The sequence below is a fragment of the Mycobacterium sp. MAC_080597_8934 genome, from assembly GCF_000523975.1.
Classification (GTDB): domain Bacteria; phylum Actinomycetota; class Actinomycetes; order Mycobacteriales; family Mycobacteriaceae; genus Mycobacterium; species Mycobacterium avium.
Genome location: NZ_JAOS01000029.1, coordinates 188,298 through 213,778 on the forward strand (window position 1 = coordinate 188,298; position 25,481 = coordinate 213,778).

A 25,481-nucleotide genomic window follows, 5' to 3' on the forward strand; every position below is an offset into this window, starting at 1 on the left:
TCCCCGACTCGTCATCGTGGACGGCGTGCCGATGTCGGCACTGGTGGCCGAGGCCGAGGATCCCAAGGCCGTGCTGGTGGCCATCCACGGCGGCGGCACCACCGCGGTCTATTTCGACTGCCCGGGCCACCCGTCGTTCTCGCTGCTGCGGGCCGGCGCCACAGCGGGATTCACCGTGGTGGCGCTCGACCGGCCGGGCTACGGCAGCTCGGCCCCCTATCCGGAGGCGATGACGCGGCCCGGGCAGCGCGTCGAGCTCGCCTACGGTGCGGTGGATCGCATCCTCGGGCAGCGGCCGCGCGGCGCCGGGCTGTTCTTGATGGGCCACTCCGGCGGATGCGAGCTTGTGCTGCGGATGGCGGCCGACGAGCGGGGGCGGACCTGCTCGGCATCGAGCTGGCCGGCACCGGTCGGCACTACCACCCCGCCGCCCGGGAGATCCTCAAGACCGCGACGCGCGAGCGTCGTCCCGCCGGACTGCGCGAACTGTTGTGGCACCCGGAAAACCTTTATCCGCCTGAGGTTCTCGGCGGTGCGACGGTCTCCCCGAGCGCCCCGTCCTACGAGGACCAGATGGTGTCGAACTGGGCCCGCCGGGATTTTCCGGCGCTCGCCCCGGCCGTGCGTGTCCCGGTGCACTTCAGCATCGCCGAACACGAAAAGGTCTGGCAGAACGACGCTTCGGCGATGGACGAGATCGCGGCGCTGTTCACCGGTGCGCCGGAGTTCACCGTGCACCGGCAACCCGGCGCCGGGCACAACATCAGCCTCGGGTACACGGCGGCCGACTATCACGCGACGGTGTTGTCCTTCGCGAACGCCTGCGCGGCGACCGGCCCGGCGCCGAACGTGAAATTAGCTTCACGCTCGGCGTCGAACGTGAAATTAGCTTCACGCTCGGCGGCCGACGGGGAGCCGGCGGCCGACGGGGAGCCGGCGGAGGACGGGGAGCAGGCGGCGCACGAAACGACGGCGGCGCAGGAGGAGGCGGGTTGATGCGCGTCGGATTCATCGGGTTGGGCAGCCAGGGCGGGCCGATGGCGCGCCGGATCGTCGAAGGCGGCTACCCCACCACGCTGTGGGCGCGCCGACCCGCGACGCTCGAGGCATTCGCCGACACCGACGCGAAGGTGGCCGGCTCTCCGGCCGAACTCGCCGCGGCCAGCGACCTGGTCTGCCTGTGCGTCATCGGCGACGCCGACATCGACGAACTCACCGACGGCGAGCATGGACTGCTGTCGGCGATGCAACCCGGCGGGGTCATCGCGGTGCACAGCACGGTGCACCCCGACACCTGCCGAAAACTTGCCAAACGGGCTGCGGCGCTCGGGGTTTCGGTCGTCGATGCGCCGGTCAGCGGCGGCGGTGGCGCGGCGGCCGAGGGCCGGCTGCTGGTGATGGCCGGCGGCGACGCCGACGTGGTCCAGCGCTGCCGTCCGGTGTTCGAAACCTACGCCGATCCGGTGGTTCACCTCGGTGAGCTGGGATCCGGGCAGACCACCAAGCTGCTCAACAACTTGCTGTTCACCGCGAATCTGGCCACCGCGGCCACGGCCCTGTCGCTGGCCGAGCAGCTCGGTGTCCGCCCCGAGCGGCTCACCGAAGTCGTCTCGCGCAGCAGCGGAAACAGCTTCGCGCTCAACGCGCTTGGCGGCATCGGAGGGCTGGATCAGCTGGCCGGCGTGGCCGGAGCGTTACTGCGCAAGGACGTCCGGCTGGTCGTCGACCTCGCCGAGCAGGCTGGGGCGGCCGGCGGCGCCGTGCTCGACGCGGCCGATGCGGCCCTGGCGCTGATGGGCCATCCCCGGTGATTCCCCGGCTGGGCCCGACCAAGCGGTTGACCGGGTGGGGCCGATGATCGCGAACAGGGTTTGAAATACCAGCGTTTTGGTCTTTTCGGTTCGTCATGAAGGTATTACCGTTACCGTTACAGTCAGGGACTCCGCTGTAAAGGTTTCAGCCCGACCTCGCCGCTGAGGAGGATTCAGTGACCAAACCGAAGCTCGTCTTCGATCCGTACTCCGAGGACTACTTCAACAACCCGTACGAGATCTATCGGCGGATGCGCGAGGAAGCGCCCCTGTATTACGACGAAAAAGAGGATTTCTACGCGCTGACCCGCCACGTGGACGTCGCGGCCGCGTTCAAGGACTACGAGACGTACTCCTCGGCACGCGGCTGCGACCTGGCGATGGTGCGCCGCGGCATCTCCCCGGAACAGAAGTCGATCATCTTCATGGACCCGCCCGAGCACCGCCACATGCGCAGCCTGCTCAACAAGGCGTTCACCCCGCGGGCGATCCAGTCGCAGCGCGAGACCATCATCGAGGTGGTCGACAAGTATCTGAGCGCCGCCGACCCCGACAACTTCGACGTGGTGCAGGACTTCTCCGGGCCGTTCCCGGTGGAGGTCATCACCCGGATGGCGGGCGTGCCTGAGGAATACCGCCAGCAGGTCCGCCACTGGATCGACACCAGCCTGCACCACGAGCCGGGGCAAATCGAGGTCAGCGAGGCCGGCATGCAGGCCAACATCGACACGGCGATGTACTACTTCGGCCTGGTCCAGGAGCGCCGCCAGAACCCGCAGGACGACATGATCAGCCGGCTGATCGCCGCCGAAATCCCCGGCGAAAACGGCCAGATGCGCAAGCTCGACGACATCGAGATCACCGGCTTCGCGACCCTGCTGGGCGGCGCGGGCGCCGAGACCGTCACCAAGCTGCTCGGCAACGCGGCGGTGATCTTCGCCCGCCACCCCGACCAGTGGCAGAAGCTGCAAGACGATCGCGACAAGATCCCCGGGGCGGTCGAAGAGCTACTGCGCTACGAGGGCCCGGTGCAATACAACGTCCGCTACACGCTGAAGGAGGCGCACGTCAGCGGGGGCGTGATCCCGGCGGGCAAGCCGGTGTTCCTGTGCGGTGCCGCGGCCAACCGCGACCCGGAGGCCTTCACCGACGCCGACACCTTCGACATCGAGCGGGACCAGACCGAGGCCCAGCACCTCGGCCTGGGATACGGCATCCACAGCTGCCTGGGTGCCGCGCTGGCCCGCCTGGAGAGCCGGATCGCGCTGGAGCGGCTGCTCGACTTCATGCCGCGCTACGAGGTCGACTGGGCGGGCTGCAGACGGGTGACCATGCAAAACGTGGCGGGCTGGAAGAACGTGCCCGTCAAGGTGCTTCGGTAAGGGGGTCACGGTGACGAAGAAGATCGAGGTCGATTGGGGGCTCTGCGAGAGCAACGGCGTCTGCATGGGCATCAACCCGGACATCTTCGAGCTCGGCGATGACGACATGCTGACCGTGCACCAGGAAGAAGTCACCCCGGAGAACGAACACGACGTGCGCGAGGCCGTCCGTCAATGCCCCCGGCAGGCGATCTCCATCGTCGGCGAGTAGCGCTCCGTTAGAAGCCGGCGAGGATGACCGCGTTGCAGTCGGCCGCCGCCTGGCGCAGCTTCGCGGCTTTCTGGTAGCCCTCGGACTCGTACCACGCCCGGGCCGCGTCCACCGATTCGAATTCCAGGACGACGGTCTGGTCGCCGTGCCAGGTGCCCTCGATGACGGTGGGCGCGGTGTCCACGGCAAGCACGGTGGCGCCGCTCATCGCCGACCCGGCGGCCTTCGCGTAGGCCTTCATGCCCTCCGGATCTTTGATGGCCTCGGTGAGGATGACATAGCCTTTTCGCCCGTCGGCCACTCGAATCTCCTTACTCGCGTTTACTTTTCGCTGATCGCCTGCTCGGGACAGCATTCGATGGCCTCTTGGGCGGCCGACTCCAATTCCGTTGGGACATCGGCATCTATCGCTTCGGCGTAGCCGTCGTCGGTCAGGCTGAACACCTCGGGGCACAGCGTCAGGCACATCCCGTGGCCGCGACAGCGCTGGTCGTCTACCCAAACCCTCATGCCAGCGTGAACTCCAGGTGCAATTCGGTCAGGCCGCGCAGGATGTAGGTCGGAACATATTGGTAGCGGCGGTCATTCGCCGGGCCGTGGATGTTCTCGTTGATCCTGATGTCGGTGGTGCGGTCGAGCAGCCGTTCGATGGCCACCCGGGTCTCGGCGCGCGCCAGCGGCGCGCCCGGGCAGCTGTGGATGCCGCGGCCGAAGGAGATGTGCTGGCGGGCGTTCTTGCGGGCCGGGTCGAAGGTGGCGGGGTCGTCGAACCGGCGCGGGTCCCGGTTGGCCGCCGCCTGCACCACCATCACCGTGGTCCCGGCGGGCAGGTCGACGCCGCCGACGGTGACCGGCCTTCGGTTCAACCGGAAGTCGCCCTTGACCGGGCTCTCGTGGCGCAGCGACTCCTCGATGAAGTTGGGAATCAGGCTGCGGTCCTTGCGCAACTGCGCCTGGATGTCCGGGCGCTCGCCGAGCGTCTGCAGCGCCGCCCCCAACAGCCGCACGGTGGTTTCTTGGCCCGCCGAGAAGACGTTGCTGGCGACCCGGGCCACGTCTTCGACCTCCGGGATGGAGCCGTCCGGATAGGTCGCGGTGGCCAGCCCGGTCAGCACGTCCTCGCGCGGTTGCCGACGGCGGTCGCGGACGTAGTCGGAGAACAGGCCGTAGAGGAATTCCAGCGGGCTGTGCGCCAGCGTTTCCTCGCCGGTGCCGCCGACCCCGCCGCCCGAGTGCTGGCGGATGCCCTTGACGAACTTGTCCCGGTCCTCCTCCGGCACACCGAGCAGATCGGCGATCACCAGCAGCGTGAACGGGCCGGCGAAGCCCTTGATGAACTCGCCGTGCCCCGGCGCCAGGAAGGTGTCCAGCGCCTGGTCGGCGAGCACCCACATGGCGTCCTCGTTCTCCTTGAGCCGCTTGGGGGTGATCAGCCGCATCAGCAGGGAGCGGTGGTTGGTGTGGGTGGGCGGGTCGAGGGTGGGCAGCTGGTCACTGAACGGCAGCTCGTCGCGGTGCCGCTCGATCAGCTCGGTGACGTCGTCACCTTCCAGCGGCACCGGAAAGCCGGGAAACGGGCCGGTGACCGAGATGCACGAGGACCACGTCTCGGCGTCGTTGAGCACCGCGCAGGCCTCGTCCCAGCCGGTGATCATGGTGACGTTGTGGTGGCTTTCCTTGGTGACGGGGCACCGCTGGCGCAGCGCCTCGTAGTAGGGGTACGGGTTCTCGATGAGCTCGCTGCCGCGGAAGAAGTCCAACTCGGAGAATTCGTTCGTCATCTCCTGCTCCTTGAATCTCGGCTAGTGAGAACGTGCCTCTCGCGAATGAGCATTACATTTCCATACGCCAAGGTGGTCGTCAACGCGGCCCCCGGCGCGGGAACCGGCCGGCGCCGGTCACAGCCAGGCCCGGCGCCGGATCAGCTGGCGGGCACCAGGTCGGCGGCCACCGACGGCCAGGCCAGCAACCCGCTGCGGAAGATCTCGACGCGATCGACGGCCACCTGCGGCGCCCCGTCGACGCCCGAGGCGGCCGCCAGGGCCTTGGCCTTGAACGTCTGCGCCGCCATGCTCAGCCGGTGCTGCACCAGACCGACGCTGTCGTCGAGTTCGGACGGCCAGGTCTCGCCCCACAGCGTGACTTCGGTGACGCCGTGGTCGAGGGCCTGCAGCACGCCCTGACGCACCCGTGCGTCGCAGCCGAACAGGTCGGCGCCGGCCGCCAGCGCCTGCGGACGGGGACGCGCCTGCACCGACGCGAGCGCCTCTTCCAGGTCGAGTACCTGGGCGCCGACGATCTGCAGCGGCCGGGGGTCGGGTTCCTCGGCGAGGTCCATCAGCAGCACCGTGACGTCCCATCCGGCCATCGACCGGTCAAAGATCCAGCCGCCGGCGAATCGCACCACGTCGACGGCGGTGGCGGCGACGACGTCGAGCCGGTATCTCATGTCGTCTCGGCCCTCTTCGGAGGCGCGAAGTCCCGCGCCAGTGTCTCGGCGTACTGCTTGAACACCTCGGGCAGCGGTATCGAAGGATCGAGCAACCATGTCGTTTCCATTCCGTGGACGAAGGCGAGAATCTCAACGGCCTTGACGGCGGGGTCTATGTCGGCGCGGTAGCGGCCATCGGCCTGGCCGCGGCGGATCAGGTCGGCGACGATGTCGGTCGCGGCCCGGTGCCTGGCCAGCATGCGGTCGTGCAGCGGCGCCTCGGGCAGGATGTTCTCCACCAGTAGCACCGTGAAGGTGCCCACCAGTTCGGGCGCCCGGTAAAACCGGTCGGCGACCGCGGCGATCTGGTCGAACAGGTCCCCGGTCCGGTCGGCGTGGGTGTCGTCGTCGAGGTCGCGGGCGTCGAGCACGGCGTGCAGCAGCTGCTCCTTCGATTCGAAGTGATGCAGCAGGCCCGCCGGGGTGACGCCGGCCTCCCCGGCGATCTGGGCGAGGGTGGTGTTGCGCCAGCCGTTGCGGGTGAGCAGGCGCTGCGCGACGTCGAGAATCCGCTGCTTGCGGTCCTCGCCCTTGGCCAGCAGCGTGTCGTAGCGCCGTGCGACGGGCAAATGCAACTCCTCGGGCCGGGTGACGTGGGAAAACCAACCTAGTGAACACACAGTAGGTTAGTTTGGCCGCTGTGACAAGGGTCACCCACCGGTGTTTTTCCGCGGTCAGCTCACCAGCTCGACCAGGGTGGCGTTGGCGGTGCCCCCGCCCTCGCACATGGTCTGCAGCCCGTAACGAATTCCGTTGTCGCGCATGTGATGTGCCATGCGCGTCATCAGCACGGCCCCGGACGCGCCCAGCGGGTGCCCCAGCGCGATGGCGCCGCCCAGCGGATTCGTCCGGGCCGCATCGGCCCCGGTCTCCGCCAGCCAGGCCAGCGGCACCGGCGCGAACGCCTCGTTGACCTCGAACACGCCCACATCCGACAGCGCGACGCCGGCCTTCTTCAACACCTTCTCGGTCGCCGGGATGGGGCCGGTGAGCATCAGCACCGGGTCGGCGCCGGTGACCGCGCCGGCCACATACCGCACGATCGGCGTCAGTCCCAGCTCGACGGCCATCTCGGCGGTGGTCACCAGCAGCGCGGCCGCACCGTCGGAGATCTGCGAGGAATTCCCGGCATGGATCACGCCGTCCTCGGCGAAGGCCGGTTTGAGCGCGGCCAGCTTCTCCACGCTGCTTCCCCGCCGCACGCCCTCGTCGGCGGCGACGACCTTGTTCTCGGCGTCCTCGACGAACACCGGGACGATCTGGTCGGTGAAGGCGCCGGCGTCCTGGGCGGCGGCCGCCCGCTCGTGCGACCGGACCGAGTACTCGTCGAGCTGGGTGCGCGAGAACCCCCACTTCTTGGCGATCATCTCCGCCGACAGGCCCTGGTTGAAGGAGAAGTCGTCATAGCGGGCAAGCACTTTGGGGCCGTACGGCATGCCGGTCGCCCGGGCCGCACCGAGCGGGACGCGGCTCATCACCTCCACCCCGCCGGCCACCACGACGTCCTGCTGACCCGACATCACCGCCTGCACGGCGAAGTCCAGCGCCTGCTGGCTGGAGCCGCAGGCCCGGTTGACGGTGGTCCCGGGAATGCTTTCCGGCCAGCCCGCGGCCAGCACCGCGTAGCGGCCGATGTTGCTGGACTGGTCGCCCACCTGGGAGACGCAGCCCCAGACCACGTCGTCGATGAGCTCGGGTCCGATGCCCGTGCGTTCGACGAGTTCGTTGAGCACGATCGCGGACAGGTCGGCGGCGTGCATGCCGGACAGCGCGCCGTTGCGTTTACCCACCGGGGTGCGCACGGCCTCGACGATGACTGTTTCACGCATAACTGTTACTCCGATTCCTCATGCCCGACCGTCCCATCATTGCCGAACGTGTACTGGTAGCGAAAAAATCGCCAAAAATCAGCCGTGAGTACACGTTCGAGGCCGGGCCTAGTAGCTGCGCGGCAACTTCAGCACGTTGGCGCCCAGGAAATTCAAGATCATCTCCTGGCTGACCGGCGCGATCTTCATCAGCCGGGCCTCGCGGAAGTAGCGGGTGATGTGGTACTCCTCGGCGTACCCCATGCCGCCGTGCGTCTGCAACGCCCGGTCGGCCGCGGTGAAGCCGGCGTCGGCGCACAGGTATTTGGCCGTATTCGCCTCGCGCCCACAGGGTTTGCCGTTGTCGTAGAGCCAGGTGGCCTTGCGCAGCATCAGTTCGGCCGCATCGAGGCGGGCCAGCGAATCGGCGAGCGGGAACTGCAGGCCCTGGTTCATGCCGATGGGACGGCCGAAGACCTCACGCTCGTTGCCGTATTTCACCGCCTTGTCCAGCGCCACCCGCCCGATGCCCAGCGCCTCGGCTGCGATCAGCATCCGCTCCGGGTTCAGGCCGTCGAGGATGTACTGGAATCCCTTGCCCTCCTCGCCGATTCGGTCCTCGACCGGCACCTCAAGATTGTCGATGAACAACTCGTTGGAGCTGACGGCGTTGCGGCCCATCTTGCGGATCGGGCGGATGTCGACCCGGCTGCGGTCCAGGTCGGTGATGAACAGCGTCATCCCGTCTGTCTTCTTGGTGACCTCGTCGTAGGCCTGGGTGCGGGTCAGCAACAGGATCTTGTCGGACTCCATCGCTTTGGAGATCCACACCTTGCGGCCGTTGACGATGTAACGGTCCCCATCCCGCTTGGCGAACGTGGTGATGCGTGAAGTGTCAAGTCCGGCACCGGGTTCGGTGACGCCGAAGCAGACGTGCACCTGACCGGTGGCGACGGCGGGCAGGGTACGGGCCTTGAGTTCGTCGGAGCCGTGCACCACCACCGGTTGCATGCCGAAGATGGACAGGTGGATCGAGCTGGCGGCGTTCATGGCGCCGCCGGACTTGGCGACCTCCTCCAGCAGAATGGTGGCTTCGGTGATGCCCAGGCCGTGACCGCCGTACTCGGTGGGAATGGTCATCCCCAACCAGCCGCCCTCGGCGATGGCGTTGTAGAACTCGGTCGGAAATTCGTGCGCCTGGTCCTTCTCCATCCAGTACTGGTCGTCGAATTTCCCGGCCAACTCCGCGACGGACCGGCGGATCAGCTCCTGGTCCTCGGTCAGCGCGAAATCCATGCCACGCCCCTTTCTCGAGCGCGAGCAGACACAAAAGCACCCGACACGCCGATGGATCGGGGGCTTTTGCGTCTGCTCGGCGACAGTACGGTGCTCAGTCCTTGTTGCCGGTGAGCGCTTTGGCATTGGCCGCGAACTCCGCGAACGACGAGCCGCCCCGGCTGTCCTTGTCGTGGCCCTGCGCCTTGATGGACACGTCGTGTCCCTCGGCGGCCTTGCGCAGCGCACCGACGGTGGCCTGTTCCCGCGAAATGTGGGTGAACGGGTCGAACGAATACCACCGCATGGCGTTCTGGTAGGTCATCTTGTTGATCTCGTCGTCGGGAACGTTGTTGATGGACAACACATCCCACAGCTCCTCGGGGGCGCCGGGCCACATCGAGTCGCTGTGCGGGTAGTCGGCCTCCCAGCAGATGTTGTCGATGCCGATCTCGTTGCGCAGCGCCACGCCGACCTTATCGCTGATGAAGCAGGTCAAAAAGTGCTCGCGGAAAACCTCGCTGGGCAGCTTGCCCTTGAAGTCCTGGTGCGTCCACGCGGAGTGCATCTCGAAGGTCCGGTCCGCGCGCTCCAGGAAGTAGGGAATCCAACCCGTCCCGCCCTCGGAGAGCGCGATCTTGAGGTCCGGGAACTCCTTGATCGGCCGCGACCACAACAGGTCAGCGGCGGCCTGCACGATGTTCATCGGCTGCAGCGTGATCATCACGTCCATCGGCGCATCGGGCGCGGTGATGGCCAACCGCCCCGAGGAACCGATGTGCACGTTCATCACGGTGTTGGTGTCCACCAACGCTTTCCACAGCGGGTTCCAGTACTCGTCGTGGAAGCTGGGATATCCCATCGCGGCCGGGTTCTCGGTGAAGGTCAGCGCGTGCACGCCCTTCTTGGACACCCGGCGCACCTCTTTGGCGCACTCCTCGGCATCCCAGATCACCGGGATCGCCATTGGGATGAAGCGCGCCGGGTAGGCCCCACACCACTCGTCGATGTGCCAGTCGTTGTAGGCCTGCACCAGCGCGATCGAGAAGTCGTTGTCCTCGGTGGCGAACAGCCGCCCGGCGAAGCCGGGGAACGACGGGAAGCAGATCGAGGCCAGGATGCCGCCGGCATTCATGTCCTTGACGCGCTCGTCGACGTTGTAGCAACCCGGCCGGATCTCGTCGAGCCCGGTCGGCTCGATGCCGTATTCCTCCTTCGGCCGGCCGGCGACCGCGTTGAGCGCCACGTTGGGGATGACGGTGTCGCGGAACTTCCACATGTCCGAGCCGTCCGGGTTGTGCACCAGCCGCGGCGCGTCGTCCAGATACTTCTTCGGCAGATGGTTCTTGAACATGTCGGGCGGCTCGACGGTGTGGTCGTCGACGCTGATCAGGATCATGTCCTCTTTGTTCATGGCCGTTGCCCTTCCGTTGGATCCGCCGGATCGATTACGGCCGCGGCGAATCGCTGTCCCGTGCCAAGATCACTAAAATGAAAACTATCTTCTCGCCAGGTGAGAATCAACATCCAGCGGTTGCCCCGGCCGCGCGCCGCCGCCTGACCAGGCCCTTGACCGCGAACCAAATTTCTGGCCCGCGACGGTCGACGCGCTGAGGCGCACGCCGAGCGCCGCGGGGCCGCCCCGCACGCCGGCATTGACCGAGCGCACGTTTCGTGCCAGTCTGTTAGTTGCAAATGAGAATCTGATTCTCTTCCACCGAGAGGACACTGCTAATGCGCTTGCAGCCGCTCCCCGCCGAGCAGTGGGACGAGGCGACCCGGCAGGCGCTCGCGGCGATGCGCGGAGCCGACACCAACAACGCGCTGTCCACGCTGGCCCACCACCCGGCGCTGGCCAAGGCGTTTCTTCGATTCAACGTCCACCTGCTGACGGCTTCCACGCTGCCGCCGCGGGTGCGCGAACTGGCCATCCTGCGGGTGGCCCATCGCCGGCAGTGCGCCTACGAGTGGTCCCATCACGTCAGCATGGCCAAGGACGAGGGAATCACGGACGAGCAGATCGCGGCGGTTCGCTGTTTTGCCGGCGACGGCGCCGGCCCATTCGACGCGTTCGACCACGCGGTGCTCGCCGGGGTCGACGAGCTCGACGAGAAATCGGAACTGTCCGACCGGACCTGGGCGGCGCTGGGCGAGCGCCTCGACGACCGGCAACGCATGGACTACGTCTTCACGGTGGGCTGCTACACCCTGCTGGCCATGGCCTTCAACACTTTTGGCATCCAGCTCGAACATGCCGAACAGCACTGAGAAAGAGGAGTAACAACGGTGCCTCACTTCCCCAAGCCAGCCGCAGGTAGCTGGACAGAAAACTACCCCGAACTCGGAACCGGCCCAGTCGATTACACCGACTCGATCGACCCGGCCTTCTTCGAAGCCGAACGCGAGGCGATCTTCAAGAAGACCTGGCTCAACGTCGGCCGCGTCAATCGACTGCCCCGCACCGGCAGCTACTTCACCCGGGAGCTCCCGTCGGCCGGCAAGGGCACCTCGGTGATCATCGTCAAGACCAAGGACGGGTCGGTCAAGGCGTACCACAACGTCTGCCGTCATCGCGGAAACAAGTTGGTGTGGAACGACTTTCCCAACGAGGAGACGTCCGGCACCTGCCGCCAGTTCACCTGCAAATACCACGCCTGGCGCTACAGCCTGGACGGCGACCTGACCTTCGTGCAACAGGAAGAGGAGTTCTTCGACCTCGACAAGAGCAACTACGGCCTGGCGCCGGTGCGTTGCGAGGTGTGGGAAGGCTTCATCTTCATCAACTTCGACGACAACGCGGCCCCGCTCACCGACTACCTCGGGCCGCTGGCCAAGAGCATCGAGGGCTACCCCTTCGGGGAGATGACCGAGACGTATTCCTACCGGGCCGAGGTGGGCAGCAACTGGAAGCTGTTCATCGACGCGTTCGTCGAGTTTTACCACGCGCCGATCCTGCACCAGGGGCAGTACACCAAGGAGGAAGCCGCCAAGATCCAGAAGTTCGGCTACGAGGCACTGCACTACGAGCTGGCCGGGCCGCACAGCCTGCAGTCGACCTGGGGTGGTCAGGCACCGCCCCCGGACATGTCCATGGTCAAGCCGATGGACCAGGTGTTGCGCAGCGGGTTGTTCGGTCCGTGGGACAAGCCGGAGATCATCGAAAAGCTGGACCTGCCACCGGGTGTCAACGTCAAGCGGGTGCCGCAGTGGGGCATCGACTCGTGGCTGTTCTACCCGAACTTCATGCTGCTGATCTGGGAGCCCGGCTGGTTTTTGACCTACCACTACTGGCCCACCGCGGTGGACCGGCACATCTTCGAGTCCACGCTGTATTTCGTGCCGCCGCGCAACGCGCGGGAACGCCTGGCCCAGGAGCTGGCCGCGGTGACGTTCAAGGAGTACGCACTGCAGGACGCCAACACCCTGGAAGCGACCCAGACCATGATCGGCACCCGGGCCGTCAAGGAGTTCCTGCTGTGCGACCAGGAAGTCCTGATCCGTCACCTGCACAAGACGACCGGCGATTACGTGAAGGAGTACCAGAACAATGGCCACGTCGCTGCCCGCTGAATTCGCCGATTTAGAGCCGTATTTGGAGTGGGACCTCGCCACCGAGCCCGAGCGCTATGCCAAGCGGCTGGCCTCGAGCATGAGCGAGATGCAGGCGTTCTACGACGCGGCCTTTCCGCGCCTCAACGACGTGATCGCCTACTGTGACCAGTACCCGCTCGACGACCTACCCGAGGACGCGAAGACGCTCATGCACATGATGCAGTCGTTGGTCATGGTGTCGTTTCCGATCGAGGCGTGGAAGCAGCCCCGCGTCCCCGACAGCGGGGCCGCGTGGGTGGAGCTGATCAGGGAGCCGGTGATCTGACGTTGCAGACGATCAAGGCCGCCGGGCTGTTCGACGTCGACGCCGGCGAGATCGTTCGGCCCGGCCTGCTGCGGGTCGACGGGGACCGGATCGTCGGAGTCGGGGACTCGGGCCCGACGGGCGCGGACGACAACGTGATCGACCTGGGTGAGGCGATCCTGTTGCCCGGGTTGATGGACATGGAGGTCAACCTGCTGATGGGCGGGCGCGGGGAGAAACCCGGTCTGTCTCAGGTGCAGGACGACCCGCCGACCCGGGTGCTGCGCGCGGTCGGCAATGCCCGGCGCACGCTGCGCGCCGGGTTCACCACGGTGCGCAACCTGGGCCTGTTCGTCAAGACCGGCGGATATCTACTGGACGTGGCGCTGGCCAAGGCCATCGACGCGGGCTGGATCGACGGGCCCCGGGTGGTGCCGGCCGGGCACGCCATCACCCCGACGGGCGGCCACCTGGACCCGACGATGTTCGCCGCGTTCGCGCCGCACGCCCTGGAACTCACCGTCGAGGAAGGCATCGCCAACGGCATCGACGAGATCCGCAAGGCGGTGCGCTACCAGATCAAGCACGGCGCCGAGCTGATCAAGGTGTGCTGCTCGGGTGGCGTCATGTCATTGACGGGACCGCCTGGCGCACAGCACTATTCGGACGAGGAGCTGCGCGCGATCGTCGATGAGGCGCATCGGCGCGGGATGCGCGTCGCCGCCCACACCCACGGCGCCGACGCGGTCAAGCACGCGGTCGCCGCCGGCATCGACTGCATCGAGCACGGTTTTCTGATCGACGACGAGGCGATCGCCAGCATGGTCGAGCACGGCACCTTCCTGGTGAGCACCCGTCGTCTGGCCGAGGGGATGGACGTCTCGCACGCCCCGCCCGAGCTGCAGGCCAAGGCCGCCCAGATGTTCCCGAAGTCGCGCACCTCGATCCTGGCCGCGCACCGGGCCGGGGTGAAGATCGCCGTCGGCACCGACGCGCCCGCAATCCCGCACGGCCGCAACGCCGATGAACTCGTCACGCTCGTCGAGTGGGGGCTGCCGCCGGTGGCGGTGCTGCGGGCCGCCACCGTCACCGCGGCCGAGTTGATCAACTCCAGCGACCGCGGCCGGCTGGCCGAGGGCTACCTCGCCGACGTCATCGCCGTTCCGGGAAATCCGTTGGAGGACATCACGGTAACCCAGCACGTCAGCTTCGTCATGAAAGGCGGCAAGGTCTATGTCCACAACCAGAACTGACGACCTGGTCGAGATCCAGCAGCTGCTCGCGCGCTACGCGGTCACCATCACCCAGGAAGACATCGACGGGCTGGTCGCCGTCTTCACGCCGGACGGAACCTACAGCGCCTTCGGCGAGACGTACAGCCTGAACCGATTCCCCGAATTGGTGGCGGCGGCCCCAAAGGGCTTGTTTCTCACCGGAACCGCGGTGGTCGACCTCGACGGCGACCAGGCGAGCGGCACCCAGCCGTTGTGCTTCATCGATCACGCCACGCACGACATGCGGATCGGCTACTACCGCGACACCTACGTGCGGACCCCCGACGGCTGGCGCCTCAAGACCCGCGCCATGACCTTCATCCGCCGCAGCGGTGTGCACGACTCCGGGCGCCCGCACGCCATCGGGCGTCCGGCCGGCGACTCCGCGGCCCAGGCAGCGACCTAAGGAGCCGACCCATCGACAGTGTGAATGTCGAGCAGTTCCGGGCCGACCTGCGCGCGTGGCTCGACGACAACGATCTGACCCCCGGGCCCGACCATTCCCTGCAGGGCCACATGAAGCAGTTCGCCCGGGTCAGCCGCGCGCTCTACGACGCCGACTGGATGCGGTACGGGTGGCCGGCCGAAGTCGGTGGCCTGGGCGGACCCGCGGTGCTGCGGGCGGTCGTCGGCGAGGAAGTGGTGGGTCGCCGGCTGGCCGAACCCGGACCCTACTCGATGCTCGAGGTGCTGGCTCCCACCATGATCGACTACGCCCCCGCCGAACTGGCCGCGGAGATGGTGCCGCGGCTGCTGCGCGGCGAAGAGCACTGGTGTCAAGGCTTTTCCGAGCCGGGGTCGGGCAGCGACCTGGCGTCGCTGACCACCCGCGCGACCCAGGACGGCGACCACTGGATCGTCAACGGGCAGAAGGTCTGGACCAGCTTCGCGCAGTTCTCCACCCGGTGCGTGCTGCTGACCCGCACCGCGCCCGGCTACGACGGGATCACCGCCTTCTTCGTCGACCTGGACACGCCGGGCATCACCATCCGGCCGCTGCGCACCATGCACGGCGTCGACGAATTCTGCGAGGTGTACTACGACGACGTGGCGATTCCGTCGAGCCGGATGCTCGGCCGGCCCGGCGACGGCTGGCGCCTGGCCATGGATCTGCTGCCGTATGAACGGTCCTCCTGCTTCTGGCAGCGCATCGCCTACCTCTACTCGCGTTTCGACGATCTGATCACCGAGGTCTCGGCGGCCGGGGAGCCCGACGAATCCTCGTTGGGTGCAGCCTATTTGGCGCTGCACACGTTGCGCTGCCGGTCGCGCGCCACCCAGCACCGGATGCGTGACGGGGCCCGGCTGGGGCCCGACACCTCGATCGACAAGGTGCTGCTGGCCACCGCCGAGCAGCGGCTCTACGACACCGTGCGCGACCTGTTGCCGGGCACCCTGGAGCTCGAAAACACGCCGTGGCGCTCGGAATACCTGTACTCGCGCGCGGCCACCATCTACGGCGGTACCGCCGAGATCCAGCGCAACATCATCGCCCGCCGGCTGCTCGACCTCGGGAAGGAGTGAACCGTGGCACCTTCGGCTGACGCCGAGTCGCTGCGCCTGCTGACCGACTCGCTGCGCACCACGATGAGCGCCGCCTCGGGAGCCAAGCTGGACGCCGCGCTGACCGATGTGGGCTGGCGCGACATGCTCGACGAAATGCCGGACATCGCAATCCCTTTGGTGTTCACACTGCTCGGCGAGACGGGAGCGCACGCCCCGCTGCTCAACGACGTGCTGCTGTGCGCGGCCGGCGAAGCCCCCGGGGGCACCCTGGCGTTGCCGTTCACCGGCGGGTCCTGGGTGCTGTGGGAGCGCCGCGACAGCTGCGACTCAGCCATCGACGAGCTGCTGCCGATACACCGTGTGCCGCAGGACGATCCATTGCCGGCCGCCGCGCTGCACGCGGGGTGGCGGGCGCTGGGCTGGTGGCTGGTCGGCACCAGCCGGGCCATGCTCACGCTGGCCCGCCGGCACGCCGTCGACCGCGTGCAGTTCGGTCGGCACATCAGCTCGTTCCAGGCGATCCGGCATCGGCTGGCCGAGGCCCTGGTAGCGGTCGAGGGCGCCGAGGCCACCCTGCAGGCCGCCGCGGAATGCGACGAGGACCCGGGCCTGGCCGCCCTGCTGGCCAAGGCCGCGGCCGGGCAGGCGGCGCTGACCACCGCACGCCACTGCCAGCAGGTGCTGGGCGGTATCGGGTTCACCGCCGAGCACCCGCTGCACCACCACATCAAGCGCTCGCTGATCCTGGACGGCTTGCTGGGCAGCGCCCGGGAATTGACCCGCCAAGCGGGAAAGACGCTGGTGACGACCGGATCGGCGCCGCGGCTCGCCCAGCTCTAGCACCCGGCCCGCCCCCTCACCGTGGCCGGCCGTGAGATGCTTCGCAGATGCGCGGAACCGCGAAGGTGAGAGGCGATGAGTGACCCGCAGCCGCCGCGAAACGAGTTCGGCGTCGCGTCGGTGCTGCTGGGTTTGGTCGGGCTCGTCACCTGCTGGCTGCTGCTGGGGGTGCCCTTCGGCATCGCGGCGGTGGTGACGGGCGACATCGCCCGGCGGCGAGTCGCCCGCGGCGAAGCGAGCAATCCCCGAACCGCGATGACGGGGATCGTGTTAGGGGCCGTCGCGATCCTCGCGGGGCTGGTGGCGATCAGCTACTACGCCCGCATGGATGCCCAAAACCGTTGACGCGCAGCTCAATTGCGCGGCAGCCCAAGGACGCGTTCGGCGATGATATTGCGCTGGATCTCCGACGTGCCACCGGCGATGGTGGCGGCGAAGGTGCGCGCGTAGCGGTCGAACCAGCTGCGGTAGTGGCTGTCCTGAAGCGCCCTGGGTTTCCCGGAGGCTCGGGCTATTGGATTCCGATCAAGGGTTGGTCGGTCCGGTATGCATCGTAGAACGCGGCTTCGAACTCCGTGGGTGGGATGTCGCCGAGGTAGCTGTGCAGGCGGCTGGTGTTGTGCCAGTGGACCCAACTGAGGGTGGCGAGTTCTACGTCCTCGACGGTCTTCCACGGTCTGCTTCGAGCCGGCCCGTAGATCAGCTCGGCCTTGTAGTAACCGTTGACTGTCTCCGCGAGAGCGTTATCGAAACTATCTCCAACGGTCCCAATTGACGGGACTGCGCCGATCTCAGCGAGCCGCTCGCCGTAGCGAATGGACGTGAATTGCGACCCGGCATCTGAGTGACATATCAAGTCCTGCAATGTAGTTCCGCGTGACCAACGCGCCATCTCCAACGCGTCGAGAACCATCGAGGTCCGCATGTGCGAAGCCACCCGCCACCCCACGATCATCCGCGAGTGTGCGTCAATGATGAAGCACACGTAGGCCACCCCGGCCCAGGTCGGCACGAATGTCAGGTCGGTCACCCAGAGCTGGTTCGGGGCAGCCGCGGCGAAGTTGCGGTGCACCAAGTCCGGGTGCCGCGCCGCGGCTGGGTCAGCTTTGGTGGTCCGCACCCGTTTGCCGCGCCGGACCCCCTCAATGCCTGCGGCCCGCATCAGCCGGGCCACCTGATCGCGACCGACGTCATGACCATCGCGACGAGCCGTTTTCCAGAGTTTGCGGGCCCCATAGACGCAGTAGTTGTCTTTCCAGAGCTGGCACAACGCCGGCCCGAGGACGGCGTCGCGCAGGGCCCGCGCCGATGGGACCCGGGCTTTGGCGTCGTAGTAGGTGCTCAGGGCCACCTGCAAGCCTGCGCTGCGCAGGACCGTGCAGATGGGCTCGACCCCGAACTCCCCGCGATTGTCGTCGATGAAATCGACTATTTCTTGTGTTGGCGGTCGAGCTCCGCCCCGAAGAAACTTGCCGCTCGCTTCAGAATCTCGTTGGCACGCTTGAGTTCTCGGATCTCCTGTTCGAGTTCCTTCACCTTCTTCGACTCCGAGGTCGTCACCCCAGGAGCCAGGCCTTCGTCGATGTCGACCTGACGGACCCAGGTGCGCACCGATTCCACTCCGTAGCCGAGCTGGCGAGCGACCCGCTGCACTGTGCCCTGCTCGGTGCCCAGCTCCGCGCGCAAGGTGCGGACCATCCGCACCGCGGCGGCCTTCTCCTCGGCACTGTATCGACGTGTCGTCGGCTTCCCGGGCGACTGTTCCTTCGGCATACCTGCATCCTCGTTTCCAAGGTCAGGAGCCTCCGGGATTTCCAGGGCGTTTCAGTCCAGATTCAGCGGCGCGACCTGCGCGGTCACCGCCCGGCGCACCAGCCCGGCGGACCCCGCCGCCTCCAGCGCGTCCTCGGACGCGCGTTGCAGCGCCTCGGAACCCAGCAGCTTGAGCACGGACTGGGCGGGCACGTCCTCTTCGCCGCGGGCGGCGGCGGCCAGCGCCGCCGATCCCAGCAACCGCAGGGCGTGCGCGTCCATCACCAGGGTGGCGTAGCGGTCCCGCTGCAGCGCATCGGCCGGACGGAAGTCGGCGCTCAATTCGTGCAGCAGATCGACATAACCCATCCACAGCATGACGCGTTCGTGTCCCAGCGAACCGGTGGCCACCCGCCAGCCCTCGTTGAGCTCGCCCACCAGGTTCTCCGCCGGCACCCGCGCGTCGGTGAAGAACACCTCGTTGAAATCGATTTCGTCGACATCGCACATCGACGCGAACGGGCGGCGCACCACGCCCGGAGTGTCGGTCGGGATCAGCAGCACGCTGATCCCCTTGTGCTTGGGCGCATTCGGATCGGTGCGCACAAATGTCAGCAGCACGTCGGCGTCGTGGGCGCCGGAGGTCCACACCTTCTGGCCGTTGACCACGAAGTGGTCGCCGTCGAGCACGGCGCGGGTTTTCAGTGACGCCAGGTCCGAACCCGCGCCCGGTTCGCTCATGCCCAGCGAGGCGGTCATCTCCGCGCGCAGAATCGGCACCGCCCAGCGCTGCTTTTGTTCGGGGGTGCCGAAGCTCAACAGCGACGCCGCGATGATCCCGACGCCCTGCGGATTGAAGCTCTGATAGATGCGCCGCCGCCCCAGCTCCTCGAAGTACACGTACTGCTGCAGCAACGTCGCGTTGCGGCCGCCGAACTCGGGCGGATTGCCGGGCAGCAACCAGCCGCTGTCGAACAGCAGTCGTTGCCAGCGGCGCGCCCACTCCGGTACGTGTGAGCTGGACCGCGGCCGCTCCAGCGCCTCGGCCTCGGCGGGCAGGTGCGCATCGAGGAAGGCGACGAATTCGGCCCGGAACGCCTCCACGTCGGCGTCAAACGTCAGTTGCACAGCACTTCCCCGGCTTCCCGAACTGGCCTCGCGCACCGTCGGTAGATCATGCTTTCCGCCGACGGCACGGTTCGCTCTTTGCGATTACGCTTCCCTACACACATCTAAGAGAATAGTATTCTCGTGGTAAGAAAGTTACAATCTCCGACACGTGATCCGTGAGGGGGTCGAGCGCAGCGATGTCACGGCGTTCTCCGGTAGAGTCCAATCATGTTCTCCCCTCGCGGCAATCACCCGAGTCGGCCGTGACCAATCCGAGCGAAGAGCCGGCCTGGAAGCAGCGCGCCGTCGAGCGCTCCATCAAAACGGCGAAATTGCGTGCGGCGCAACGCGTTCAGCGTTTCCTCGACGCGGCCCAGGCCATCATCATCGAAAAGGGCAGCACCGACTTTACCGTGCAGGAGGTGGTGGACCGCTCCCGTCAGTCGCTGCGCAGCTTCTACCTGCAGTTCGACGGCAAGCACGAGCTGTTGCTGGCGCTCTTCGAGGACGCGCTGAGCCGATCCGCCGACCAGATCCGGGCCGCTACCGAAAGCCACAGCGATCCGCTGGAGCGGCTCCAAGTCGCCGTTCAGCTGCTGTACGAGGCGTCCCGCCCGGACCCGACCGCCAAGCGGCCGCTGTTCACCGACTTCGCACCGCGTTTGCTGGTGACACACCCCGCTGAGGTCAAGGTCGCGCATGCGCCCTTGCTCGCGTTGCTGACGGAGCTGATGGAGGCGGCCGGCGAGGCCGGCAAGCTGCGCGCCACCATCAACCCGAAGCGGGTGGCCGCGATGACCATGCAAACGGTCATGTTCATCGCGCAATCCAGCGGCGGTCCCGACGACGCGACCACCCACCCCATCACCGCCGAAGAGGTGTGGGACTTCTGCTCGCGCGGCTTCGTCGCCTAGCTTCCCGACCGGACCCGTCCCGCGCGCTCCCCGGGTTGAGCAAATACCGCACGCTGTTTGCCGGTGAGAATGAGATTCTCTAATATCTAGAATCACGAATAGCCGAAACGGATTCGTCGTTGACACCCGTGTTGGCTGAATGACAGAGTTCAAAGTCGGCAAGACCCGCGGTCCGGGGAAGCGTGTGTGTTCTCCGCTGAGGCGCGCCGATCCGATCAAGTCAGGAGTTGAGGTAGCCATGACCGGACGTGTTGAGGGCAAAGTCGCTTTCGTCACCGGGGCGGCACGCGGTCAGGGCCGCAGCCACGCGGTGCGGTTGGCCCAGGAGGGCGCCGACATCATCGCCGTCGACATCTGCAAGCCCATCCGGGCGGGCGTGGTGGACACCGCCATCCCGGCCTCCACGCCCGAGGACCTGGCCGAGACCGCCGATCTGGTCAAGGGGCACAACCGCAGAATCGTCACCGCCGAGGTCGACGTGCGCGACTACGACGCGCTCAAAGCCGCGGTCGACAGCGGCGTCGAGCAGCTGGGCCGGCTGGACATCATCGTGGCCAACGCCGGAATCGGCAACGGCGGCGACACTTTGGACAAGACCAGCGAAGAAGACTGGACCGAGATGATCGACATCAACCTGGCCGGGGTGTGGAAAACCGTGAAAGCCGGTGTGCCGCATATGATCGCCGGCGGCCGCGGCGGATCCATCATCCTGACCAGCTCGGTCGGCGGGCTCAAGGCCTACCCGCACACCGGCCACTACGTCGCGGCCAAGCACGGCGTGGTCGGGCTGATGCGCGCCTTCGGAGTCGAGTTGGGACAGCACATGATTCGCGTCAATTCGGTACACCCGACGCACGTCAAGACCCCGATGCTGCACAACGAGGGCACCTTCAAGATGTTCCGTCCGGATCTGGAGAACCCGGGTCCCGACGACATGGCGCCGATCTGCCAGATGTTCCACACGCTGCCCATCCCGTGGGTCGAGCCGATCGACATCAGCAACGCGGTGCTGTTCTTCGCCTCGGACGAAGCCCGCTACATCACCGGCGTGACCCTGCCCATCGATGCGGGTAGCTGCCTGAAATAGAGTTCCGTCCCATGGACGGATTCCTGTCTGGTTTCGACGGCCGCGCGGCGGTGGTCACCGGCGGCGCCAGCGGCATCGGATTGGCCACCGCCACCGAATTCGCCCGCCGGGGGGCGCGTCTGGTGCTCTCCGACGTCGACCAGCCGGCGCTGGAACAGGCGGTCAACGGGCTGCGCGGCCAGGGGTTCGACGCGCACGGCGTGGTGTGCGACGTCCGGCATCTCGACGAAATGGTCCGTCTCGCCGATGAGGCCTTCCGGCTGCTGGGCGGCGTCGACGTCGTCTTCAGCAACGCCGGCATCGTCGTCGCGGGCCCGCTGGCCCAGATGAACCATGACGACTGGCGCTGGGTGATCGACATCGACCTGTGGGGCTCCATCCATGCCGTCGAGGCGTTCCTGCCCAGGCTGCTCGAGCAGGGCACCGGCGGGCACATCGCGTTCACCGCGTCCTTCGCCGGTCTGGTGCCCAACGCCGGCCTCGGCACCTACGGCGTTGCTAAGTACGGGGTCGTCGGGCTCGCCGAAACGTTGGCGCGCGAAGTCAAGCCCAACGGCATCGGCGTATCGGTGTTGTGCCCGATGGTGGTGGAGACCAAGCTGGTCTCCAACTCGGAACGGATTCGCGGCGCCGACTATGGGATGTCGGCGACGCCGGAGGGGGCCTTCGGGCCGCTGCCCACCCAGGACGAGAGCGTCAGCGCCGACGACGTCGCGCGGCTCACCGCCGACGCGATCCTGGCCAATCGGCTCTACATCCTGCCGCACGCGGCCGCCCGGGAGTCGATCCGCCGCCGGTTCGAACGCATCGACCGGACCTTCGACGAGCAGGCCGCCGAGGGCTGGACGCACTAGATAAATGGGGCCGGCCCCTCGGGGCTGTTGCGGCGGCGTCGGTGAGCTAACCGGCCGGGCCCAGTCGGTAGTCGCCGGTCCGCGGATCGTGATACCACCCGCTGGAGGCCTGGGTGCCGCCGTCGACGTGCAGCGTCTGCCCCGTCAGGTACCCCGACATGTCGGAAGCCAAAAAGACTGCGGCACTGGCGATTTCGTCGACGTGACCGGGACGGCCCAGCGGAACGATGTTCCCCATCGCGGTGGTGGCGGCCTCACCGCCCAGCTGTTCCAGCCCTTCGGTGAGCGTGATGTCGGGCGCGATCGCGTTGACCCGGATGCCGTGCGGCGCCAGTTCCAGCGCCGCGGTCTTGGTGTAGTTGATGACGCCGGCCTTGGCTGCCGCGTAGGCGGCATAGCCCGGTGCCGCGCGCACGCCTTCGATGGAGGTCAGCGAGATGATGCTGCCGCCGGCGCCCACCGACACCAGCTGCCGGGCGATCCGCTGGGTGCACAGCAGCACGTGCCGAAGATTGGCGCGGTACAGCGCATCCCAGCCGTTCTCGCTGGTTTCCAGCAGCGGCGAGGAGAACACCCCGCCGGCATTGTTCACCAGGATGGTGGGCGTGCCCAGTTCGGTGATGGTGCGCTGCAGCGCGGTGTCGACCTGGCCGCTGTCCCGCACGTCGGTGACGATGCCCAGTCCTCCGATGGATTCGGCTGCCCGCGTGCAGGTTTGCGCGTCGCGCTCCCAGATCGCCACCCGCGCGCCGAATGCGGCCAGCCCGGCGGCGATGCCGCGGCCGATGCCCGCCCCCGCCCCGGTCACCACCGCGACCCGGTCGGTGAGCAGGATGTCCGAGGGATCGATGGCCATCGCCGGTCAGCCCGCCGGGTGCATGGCCGGCGCGCTGCCGATGACACCTTCGGCCCGCAGCGTCGCGATGTCCGCGTCGGACAAGCCCAGCCCGGACAGCAGTTCCTGGTTGTGCTGCCCGAGCAGCGGCGCGGGCGCGGTGTGGAACCGATCGGGGCCGGCGGAGGATCTCATCGGCACGGTGCTGAGCCTAGCCGGGCCGTTGACCGGGTGGTCGACCTCTTCGAAAAAGCCCCGGAACGTCAGCTGTTCCAGCTCGGATTGCCGGTGGGGTTGCATGACCTTGGCCACCGGCACCCCGGCGTCCCAGAGGGTGGCGACGATGTCGTCGCGGCCGCGGCACTCGCACCACGCCGCGAGCTGCTTGTCGATGAAATCCTGATGCGTGCGCCGGCCCGAAGCGGTCAACAGCTCGGGATCCATTGCCCACGAGGGGGATCCGAGTGCGCGGCACAATCGGTGCCACTGGTCGTCGGTGGCCACGGCGATGGCGACCCAGCTGTCGAGCCGGCCGAATTCGTCGACGTCGGCGCTGAGGTAGAGGTTCTGCGGGGCGGCGGTGGGCCCCCGGTTGCCGGCCCGCTCGAGCAGCGCGCCGTAGGCCGAGTACTCGATGACCTGCTCGGCGGCGATGCTCAGCGCGGCATCGACCATCGCCGCCTCGACGAACACCCCCTCGCCGGTGCGGCGCCGGTGCTCGAGCGCCAGCAGTATCGCGTTGAGGGCGTGCACCCCCGCGCACGGGTCGCCGATCGAGTACGGGTCGTAGGGGGTGCGATCCGGGTAGCCGGTGAGCCAACTCAACCCGGACGCGGATTCGATGACGTAGGCGAATGCCGGGTTGTCCCGCCACGGCCCGGTGAGCCCGAAGCCGGGCATCCGCACCATGACCGCGTCGGCGCGAATCGATTGCACGGTGGCGAAATCCAGTCCGATCGCATCCAGCACCCGCGGGGTGAAGTTCTCCACGATCACGTCGCAGGTGGCGATGAGCCGCCGCAACACGTCCCGGCCGCGTGGGCTCTGCAGGTCCAGGGTCAGGCCCTTCTTGTTGGTGTTCAGGGCCTCGAAGATGGGGGACTTCTCCCACCACCGGTCCTCGCTGACGGGCACCCCGGCGATCAGCCGGGTGCCGTCGGGACGGCGGGTGGACTCCACGTGGATGACCTCGGCGCCGAGCATGGCCATAAAGTGGGTGCAGCAGGGGCCCGCCCAGAATGTGGTGAGGTCCAACACCCGAAGGCCGTTGAACGGCAACGCTGCTCGACCTCCGACGGGTGCGGTCCGTGGCGTCAGTTCCGCGCCGCGGTAGCCCTCGGTGTGCTCACCGAGGCGCGGCGCAGGATGCGGCGCGCGTAGCTGCGCCGGGTGCATCCGGTAGGGGTGTCCCGGCTGCAGGAAGCCGTCGCGCGGATTGCGCACGAAGGACCCGCGCTCACGGAACTGATCGAACGACGTGACATTCGCCCCGTTGGCCACCGGGGCGTACGGGATGCGGAAGGCCGTTGCCAGTTCCCGGATTTCGTCGACGGGAGTGCGGGCCATCCAGGCGAAGATCTCGTCGGCGTAGATGTTGGCCAGCTCGGTGATCGACAGCGGCGAGTCCTCGTCGATCCACTCCGGGTGACCCACCATGGCGCACAGGTCGAACCACTGCTGGGCGGTGCCGCAGCCGACGTCCACCAGGCCGTCCTTGGCCTGCGCCACGCCCGGCACGGTCGGCCGCCGGGTGTCACGCCAGGGCCGGCCGAGCACCTCGAAGTAGGTGACCGGGTAGTAGGTGAGGCACAGGATCTGTGTCTCCAGCATGGATAGGTCCAGCAATTCTCCTGGGCCGCCGTGGATTCGGCGCCAGCGCGACGCCAGGGTGGCCGCGCTGGCATAGGCCCCGGCCAGATATTCGCCGACCTGGCCGCCGACGAAGACGGGCGGGCGGTGCTGCTCGCCGCGGCCGAGGCCGATGATTCCTCCCGACCAGGCCTGCAGGGTGAACTCGGTGGCCGCCCGGTCCCGCCAGGGGCCTTCCAGCCCGAACGGGGTGATCGAGGTGACGGTGAGATGGGGGTGGCGGGCGTGGATCGCCCGCGGCGTGAAGTCGTGGTGCTCGGCCACCGTGGACCCGCCCGACCAGACCACCGCGTCCGCCGCGGCCAGTAACCGGTGCACCAGCGCGGTGTCGTCCTCGTTGGCGGGGTCGGCGACGACGCTGTGTTTGGCGCCGGCCAGGAAGCTGAACAGGGCGCCGTCACCGCCGGCCGGGACGGGGGCACCGGAGGCCGACCAGGTGCGCAGCGGATCGCCTTGCGGCGGTTCGACTTTGACCACGGCGGCGCCGCCGTCGGCCAGTAGCTTGGTGCAGTAGGCTCCGGCGATGCCGGTGGACAGATCGATCACCGTGTAGCCGGCCAGCGGGGTTCGCGTCACTGCTTCGTTCGCTTCGCCGGGGCGGGGCAT

General features: G+C 67.5%; 27 protein-coding genes, 1 pseudogene and 1 other annotated feature. Of the genes and pseudogenes, 15 read left to right on the top strand and 13 right to left on the bottom strand.

The window, feature by feature from the left end:
• Positions 1-31: 31 nt before the first annotated feature.
• From NF20_RS17860 to NF20_RS17875, 4 genes are all read left to right on the top strand, one after another.
• Positions 32-853: an alpha/beta hydrolase gene (locus NF20_RS17860; protein ID WP_415622250.1), complete on the top strand. Its 822-nt coding sequence runs from the start codon at positions 32-34 to the stop codon at positions 851-853.
• 142 nt (positions 854-995) lie between these two features.
• Positions 996-1,811, top strand: a complete 816-nt coding sequence (locus NF20_RS17865) for an NAD(P)-dependent oxidoreductase (protein ID WP_019733280.1) — start codon at positions 996-998, stop codon at positions 1,809-1,811.
• Positions 1,812-1,987: 176 nt separating this feature from the next.
• Positions 1,988-3,193, top strand: a complete 1,206-nt coding sequence (locus NF20_RS17870; RefSeq protein ID WP_009975032.1) for a cytochrome P450 — start codon at positions 1,988-1,990, stop codon at positions 3,191-3,193.
• A gap of 10 nt (positions 3,194-3,203) precedes the next feature.
• On the top strand, positions 3,204-3,404 hold the full coding sequence (locus NF20_RS17875) for a ferredoxin (RefSeq protein WP_003873007.1): 201 nt from the start codon (positions 3,204-3,206) through the stop codon (positions 3,402-3,404).
• A 7-nt stretch (positions 3,405-3,411) separates the two neighbouring features.
• Here the strand turns inward: NF20_RS17875 and NF20_RS17880 are convergent, their stop codons facing one another.
• From NF20_RS17880 to NF20_RS17915, 8 genes are all read right to left on the bottom strand, one after another.
• A complete protein-coding gene (locus NF20_RS17880) occupies positions 3,412-3,705 on the bottom strand; it encodes a DUF1330 domain-containing protein (protein WP_009975031.1) in 294 nt (97 codons plus the stop codon).
• Between the two features lie 20 nt (positions 3,706-3,725).
• The gene (locus NF20_RS17885) at positions 3,726-3,914 is read right to left on the bottom strand and encodes a ferredoxin (protein WP_003873009.1); all 189 of its coding nucleotides are present in this window, start codon (positions 3,912-3,914) and stop codon (positions 3,726-3,728) included.
• The gene (locus NF20_RS17890; protein WP_003873010.1) at positions 3,911-5,185 is read right to left on the bottom strand and encodes a cytochrome P450; all 1,275 of its coding nucleotides are present in this window, start codon (positions 5,183-5,185) and stop codon (positions 3,911-3,913) included. The genes NF20_RS17885 and NF20_RS17890 overlap by 4 nt, the downstream gene beginning before the upstream one ends.
• A 140-nt stretch (positions 5,186-5,325) precedes the next feature.
• Positions 5,326-5,853, bottom strand: coding sequence for a hypothetical protein (locus tag NF20_RS17895; protein ID WP_019733281.1), 528 nt, complete (start codon positions 5,851-5,853; stop codon positions 5,326-5,328).
• Positions 5,850-6,464: a TetR/AcrR family transcriptional regulator gene (locus NF20_RS17900; RefSeq protein WP_003873012.1), complete on the bottom strand. Its 615-nt coding sequence runs from the start codon at positions 6,462-6,464 to the stop codon at positions 5,850-5,852. Before NF20_RS17900 ends, NF20_RS17895 begins: the two co-directional genes overlap by 4 nt.
• 105 nt (positions 6,465-6,569) lie before the next feature.
• Complete coding sequence (locus NF20_RS17905; RefSeq protein WP_019733282.1) at positions 6,570-7,724, bottom strand: thiolase family protein; 1,155 nt, start codon at positions 7,722-7,724, stop codon at positions 6,570-6,572.
• 108 nt (positions 7,725-7,832) lie between these two features.
• Positions 7,833-8,999 (bottom strand): acyl-CoA dehydrogenase family protein, encoded by a 1,167-nt coding sequence (locus NF20_RS17910; protein ID WP_003873014.1) that lies wholly within the window; start codon positions 8,997-8,999, stop codon positions 7,833-7,835.
• A gap of 94 nt (positions 9,000-9,093) precedes the next feature.
• The gene (locus NF20_RS17915) at positions 9,094-10,392 is read right to left on the bottom strand and encodes an amidohydrolase family protein (RefSeq protein ID WP_003873015.1); all 1,299 of its coding nucleotides are present in this window, start codon (positions 10,390-10,392) and stop codon (positions 9,094-9,096) included.
• Between the two features lie 320 nt (positions 10,393-10,712).
• Between NF20_RS17915 and NF20_RS17920 the strand changes: the two genes are divergently transcribed.
• The 8 genes from NF20_RS17920 to NF20_RS17955 all read left to right on the top strand — a co-directional run bounded on the left by NF20_RS17920 (position 10,713) and on the right by NF20_RS17955 (position 16,799).
• Positions 10,713-11,246, top strand: a complete 534-nt coding sequence (locus tag NF20_RS17920; protein WP_003873016.1) for a carboxymuconolactone decarboxylase family protein — start codon at positions 10,713-10,715, stop codon at positions 11,244-11,246.
• An 18-nt stretch (positions 11,247-11,264) separates the two neighbouring features.
• Complete coding sequence (locus NF20_RS17925) at positions 11,265-12,548, top strand: aromatic ring-hydroxylating oxygenase subunit alpha (protein ID WP_009975024.1); 1,284 nt, start codon at positions 11,265-11,267, stop codon at positions 12,546-12,548.
• A complete protein-coding gene (locus tag NF20_RS17930; RefSeq protein ID WP_003873018.1) occupies positions 12,526-12,855 on the top strand; it encodes a hypothetical protein in 330 nt (109 codons plus the stop codon). Before NF20_RS17925 ends, NF20_RS17930 begins: the two co-directional genes overlap by 23 nt.
• 2 nt (positions 12,856-12,857) lie before the next feature.
• Positions 12,858-14,087, top strand: a complete 1,230-nt coding sequence (locus tag NF20_RS17935) for a metal-dependent hydrolase family protein (RefSeq protein ID WP_019733283.1) — start codon at positions 12,858-12,860, stop codon at positions 14,085-14,087.
• Positions 14,068-14,514: a nuclear transport factor 2 family protein gene (locus tag NF20_RS17940; protein ID WP_003877248.1), complete on the top strand. Its 447-nt coding sequence runs from the start codon at positions 14,068-14,070 to the stop codon at positions 14,512-14,514. Before NF20_RS17935 ends, NF20_RS17940 begins: the two co-directional genes overlap by 20 nt.
• 20 nt (positions 14,515-14,534) lie before the next feature.
• A complete protein-coding gene (locus tag NF20_RS17945) occupies positions 14,535-15,632 on the top strand; it encodes an acyl-CoA dehydrogenase family protein (RefSeq protein WP_023900237.1) in 1,098 nt (365 codons plus the stop codon).
• A 3-nt stretch (positions 15,633-15,635) separates the two neighbouring features.
• On the top strand, positions 15,636-16,454 hold the full coding sequence (locus tag NF20_RS17950) for an acyl-CoA dehydrogenase family protein (protein WP_019732845.1): 819 nt from the start codon (positions 15,636-15,638) through the stop codon (positions 16,452-16,454).
• A gap of 75 nt (positions 16,455-16,529) precedes the next feature.
• Positions 16,530-16,799: a DUF4190 domain-containing protein gene (locus tag NF20_RS17955; protein ID WP_003873023.1), complete on the top strand. Its 270-nt coding sequence runs from the start codon at positions 16,530-16,532 to the stop codon at positions 16,797-16,799.
• Between the two features lie 8 nt (positions 16,800-16,807).
• Here the strand turns inward: NF20_RS17955 and NF20_RS28965 are convergent.
• The 3 genes and pseudogenes from NF20_RS28965 to NF20_RS17970 all read right to left on the bottom strand — a co-directional run.
• A pseudogene (locus tag NF20_RS28965) lies at positions 16,808-16,888 on the bottom strand (acyl-CoA dehydrogenase family protein); the annotation flags it as partial.
• Positions 16,889-16,965: 77 nt separating this feature from the next.
• Positions 16,966-18,227 (bottom strand): IS3 family transposase gene (locus NF20_RS17960; RefSeq protein ID WP_085989547.1). Its coding sequence is split into 2 segments (ribosomal slippage): positions 16,966-17,924 and positions 17,924-18,227, totalling 1,263 coding nucleotides; the frame shifts between segments, so codons are not numbered across the junction.
• Positions 17,797-17,928: a sequence feature (AL1L pseudoknot), on the bottom strand. It overlaps the preceding gene by 132 nt.
• A gap of 51 nt (positions 18,228-18,278) precedes the next feature.
• A complete protein-coding gene (locus tag NF20_RS17970; RefSeq protein ID WP_033711026.1) occupies positions 18,279-19,334 on the bottom strand; it encodes an acyl-CoA dehydrogenase family protein in 1,056 nt (351 codons plus the stop codon).
• Between the two features lie 245 nt (positions 19,335-19,579).
• On the opposite strand from NF20_RS17970, the gene NF20_RS17975 reads away from it, so the two are divergent.
• From NF20_RS17975 to NF20_RS17985, 3 genes are all read left to right on the top strand, one after another.
• On the top strand, positions 19,580-20,230 hold the full coding sequence (locus NF20_RS17975; RefSeq protein WP_019732843.1) for a TetR/AcrR family transcriptional regulator: 651 nt from the start codon (positions 19,580-19,582) through the stop codon (positions 20,228-20,230).
• Positions 20,231-20,468: 238 nt separating this feature from the next.
• The gene (locus tag NF20_RS17980; protein WP_003873026.1) at positions 20,469-21,317 is read left to right on the top strand and encodes a mycofactocin-coupled SDR family oxidoreductase; all 849 of its coding nucleotides are present in this window, start codon (positions 20,469-20,471) and stop codon (positions 21,315-21,317) included.
• A gap of 23 nt (positions 21,318-21,340) precedes the next feature.
• Positions 21,341-22,171, top strand: a complete 831-nt coding sequence (locus tag NF20_RS17985; RefSeq protein WP_024637094.1) for an SDR family NAD(P)-dependent oxidoreductase — start codon at positions 21,341-21,343, stop codon at positions 22,169-22,171.
• Positions 22,172-22,217: 46 nt separating this feature from the next.
• Here NF20_RS17985 and NF20_RS17990 read toward each other — a convergent pair whose 3' ends face one another.
• Complete coding sequence (locus NF20_RS17990) at positions 22,218-23,027, bottom strand: SDR family NAD(P)-dependent oxidoreductase (protein ID WP_019732842.1); 810 nt, start codon at positions 23,025-23,027, stop codon at positions 22,218-22,220.
• A gap of 6 nt (positions 23,028-23,033) precedes the next feature.
• Positions 23,034-25,481 (bottom strand): CaiB/BaiF CoA transferase family protein, encoded by a 2,448-nt coding sequence (locus NF20_RS17995; protein WP_023900963.1) that lies wholly within the window; start codon positions 25,479-25,481, stop codon positions 23,034-23,036.

Coding starts and splice junctions, on each gene's coding strand:
- NF20_RS17860 (WP_415622250.1), top strand. CDS start 32: ATGTCGGCACTGGTGGCCGAGGCCGAGGATCCCAAGGCCGTGCTGGTG.
- NF20_RS17865 (WP_019733280.1), top strand. CDS start 996: ATGCGCGTCGGATTCATCGGGTTGGGCAGCCAGGGCGGGCCGATGGCG.
- NF20_RS17885 (WP_003873009.1), bottom strand. CDS start 3,914: ATGAGGGTTTGGGTAGACGACCAGCGCTGTCGCGGCCACGGGATGTGC.
- NF20_RS17890 (WP_003873010.1), bottom strand. CDS start 5,185: ATGACGAACGAATTCTCCGAGTTGGACTTCTTCCGCGGCAGCGAGCTC.
- NF20_RS17895 (WP_019733281.1), bottom strand. CDS start 5,853: ATGAGATACCGGCTCGACGTCGTCGCCGCCACCGCCGTCGACGTGGTG.
- NF20_RS17905 (WP_019733282.1), bottom strand. CDS start 7,724: ATGCGTGAAACAGTCATCGTCGAGGCCGTGCGCACCCCGGTGGGTAAA.
- NF20_RS17910 (WP_003873014.1), bottom strand. CDS start 8,999: ATGGATTTCGCGCTGACCGAGGACCAGGAGCTGATCCGCCGGTCCGTC.
- NF20_RS17915 (WP_003873015.1), bottom strand. CDS start 10,392: ATGAACAAAGAGGACATGATCCTGATCAGCGTCGACGACCACACCGTC.
- NF20_RS17920 (WP_003873016.1), top strand. CDS start 10,713: ATGCGCTTGCAGCCGCTCCCCGCCGAGCAGTGGGACGAGGCGACCCGG.
- NF20_RS17930 (WP_003873018.1), top strand. CDS start 12,526: ATGGCCACGTCGCTGCCCGCTGAATTCGCCGATTTAGAGCCGTATTTG.
- NF20_RS17940 (WP_003877248.1), top strand. CDS start 14,068: ATGTCCACAACCAGAACTGACGACCTGGTCGAGATCCAGCAGCTGCTC.
- NF20_RS17955 (WP_003873023.1), top strand. CDS start 16,530: ATGAGTGACCCGCAGCCGCCGCGAAACGAGTTCGGCGTCGCGTCGGTG.
- NF20_RS17980 (WP_003873026.1), top strand. CDS start 20,469: ATGACCGGACGTGTTGAGGGCAAAGTCGCTTTCGTCACCGGGGCGGCA.
- NF20_RS17990 (WP_019732842.1), bottom strand. CDS start 23,027: ATGGCCATCGATCCCTCGGACATCCTGCTCACCGACCGGGTCGCGGTG.
- NF20_RS17995 (WP_023900963.1), bottom strand. CDS start 25,481: ATGCCCCGCCCCGGCGAAGCGAACGAAGCAGTGACGCGAACCCCGCTG.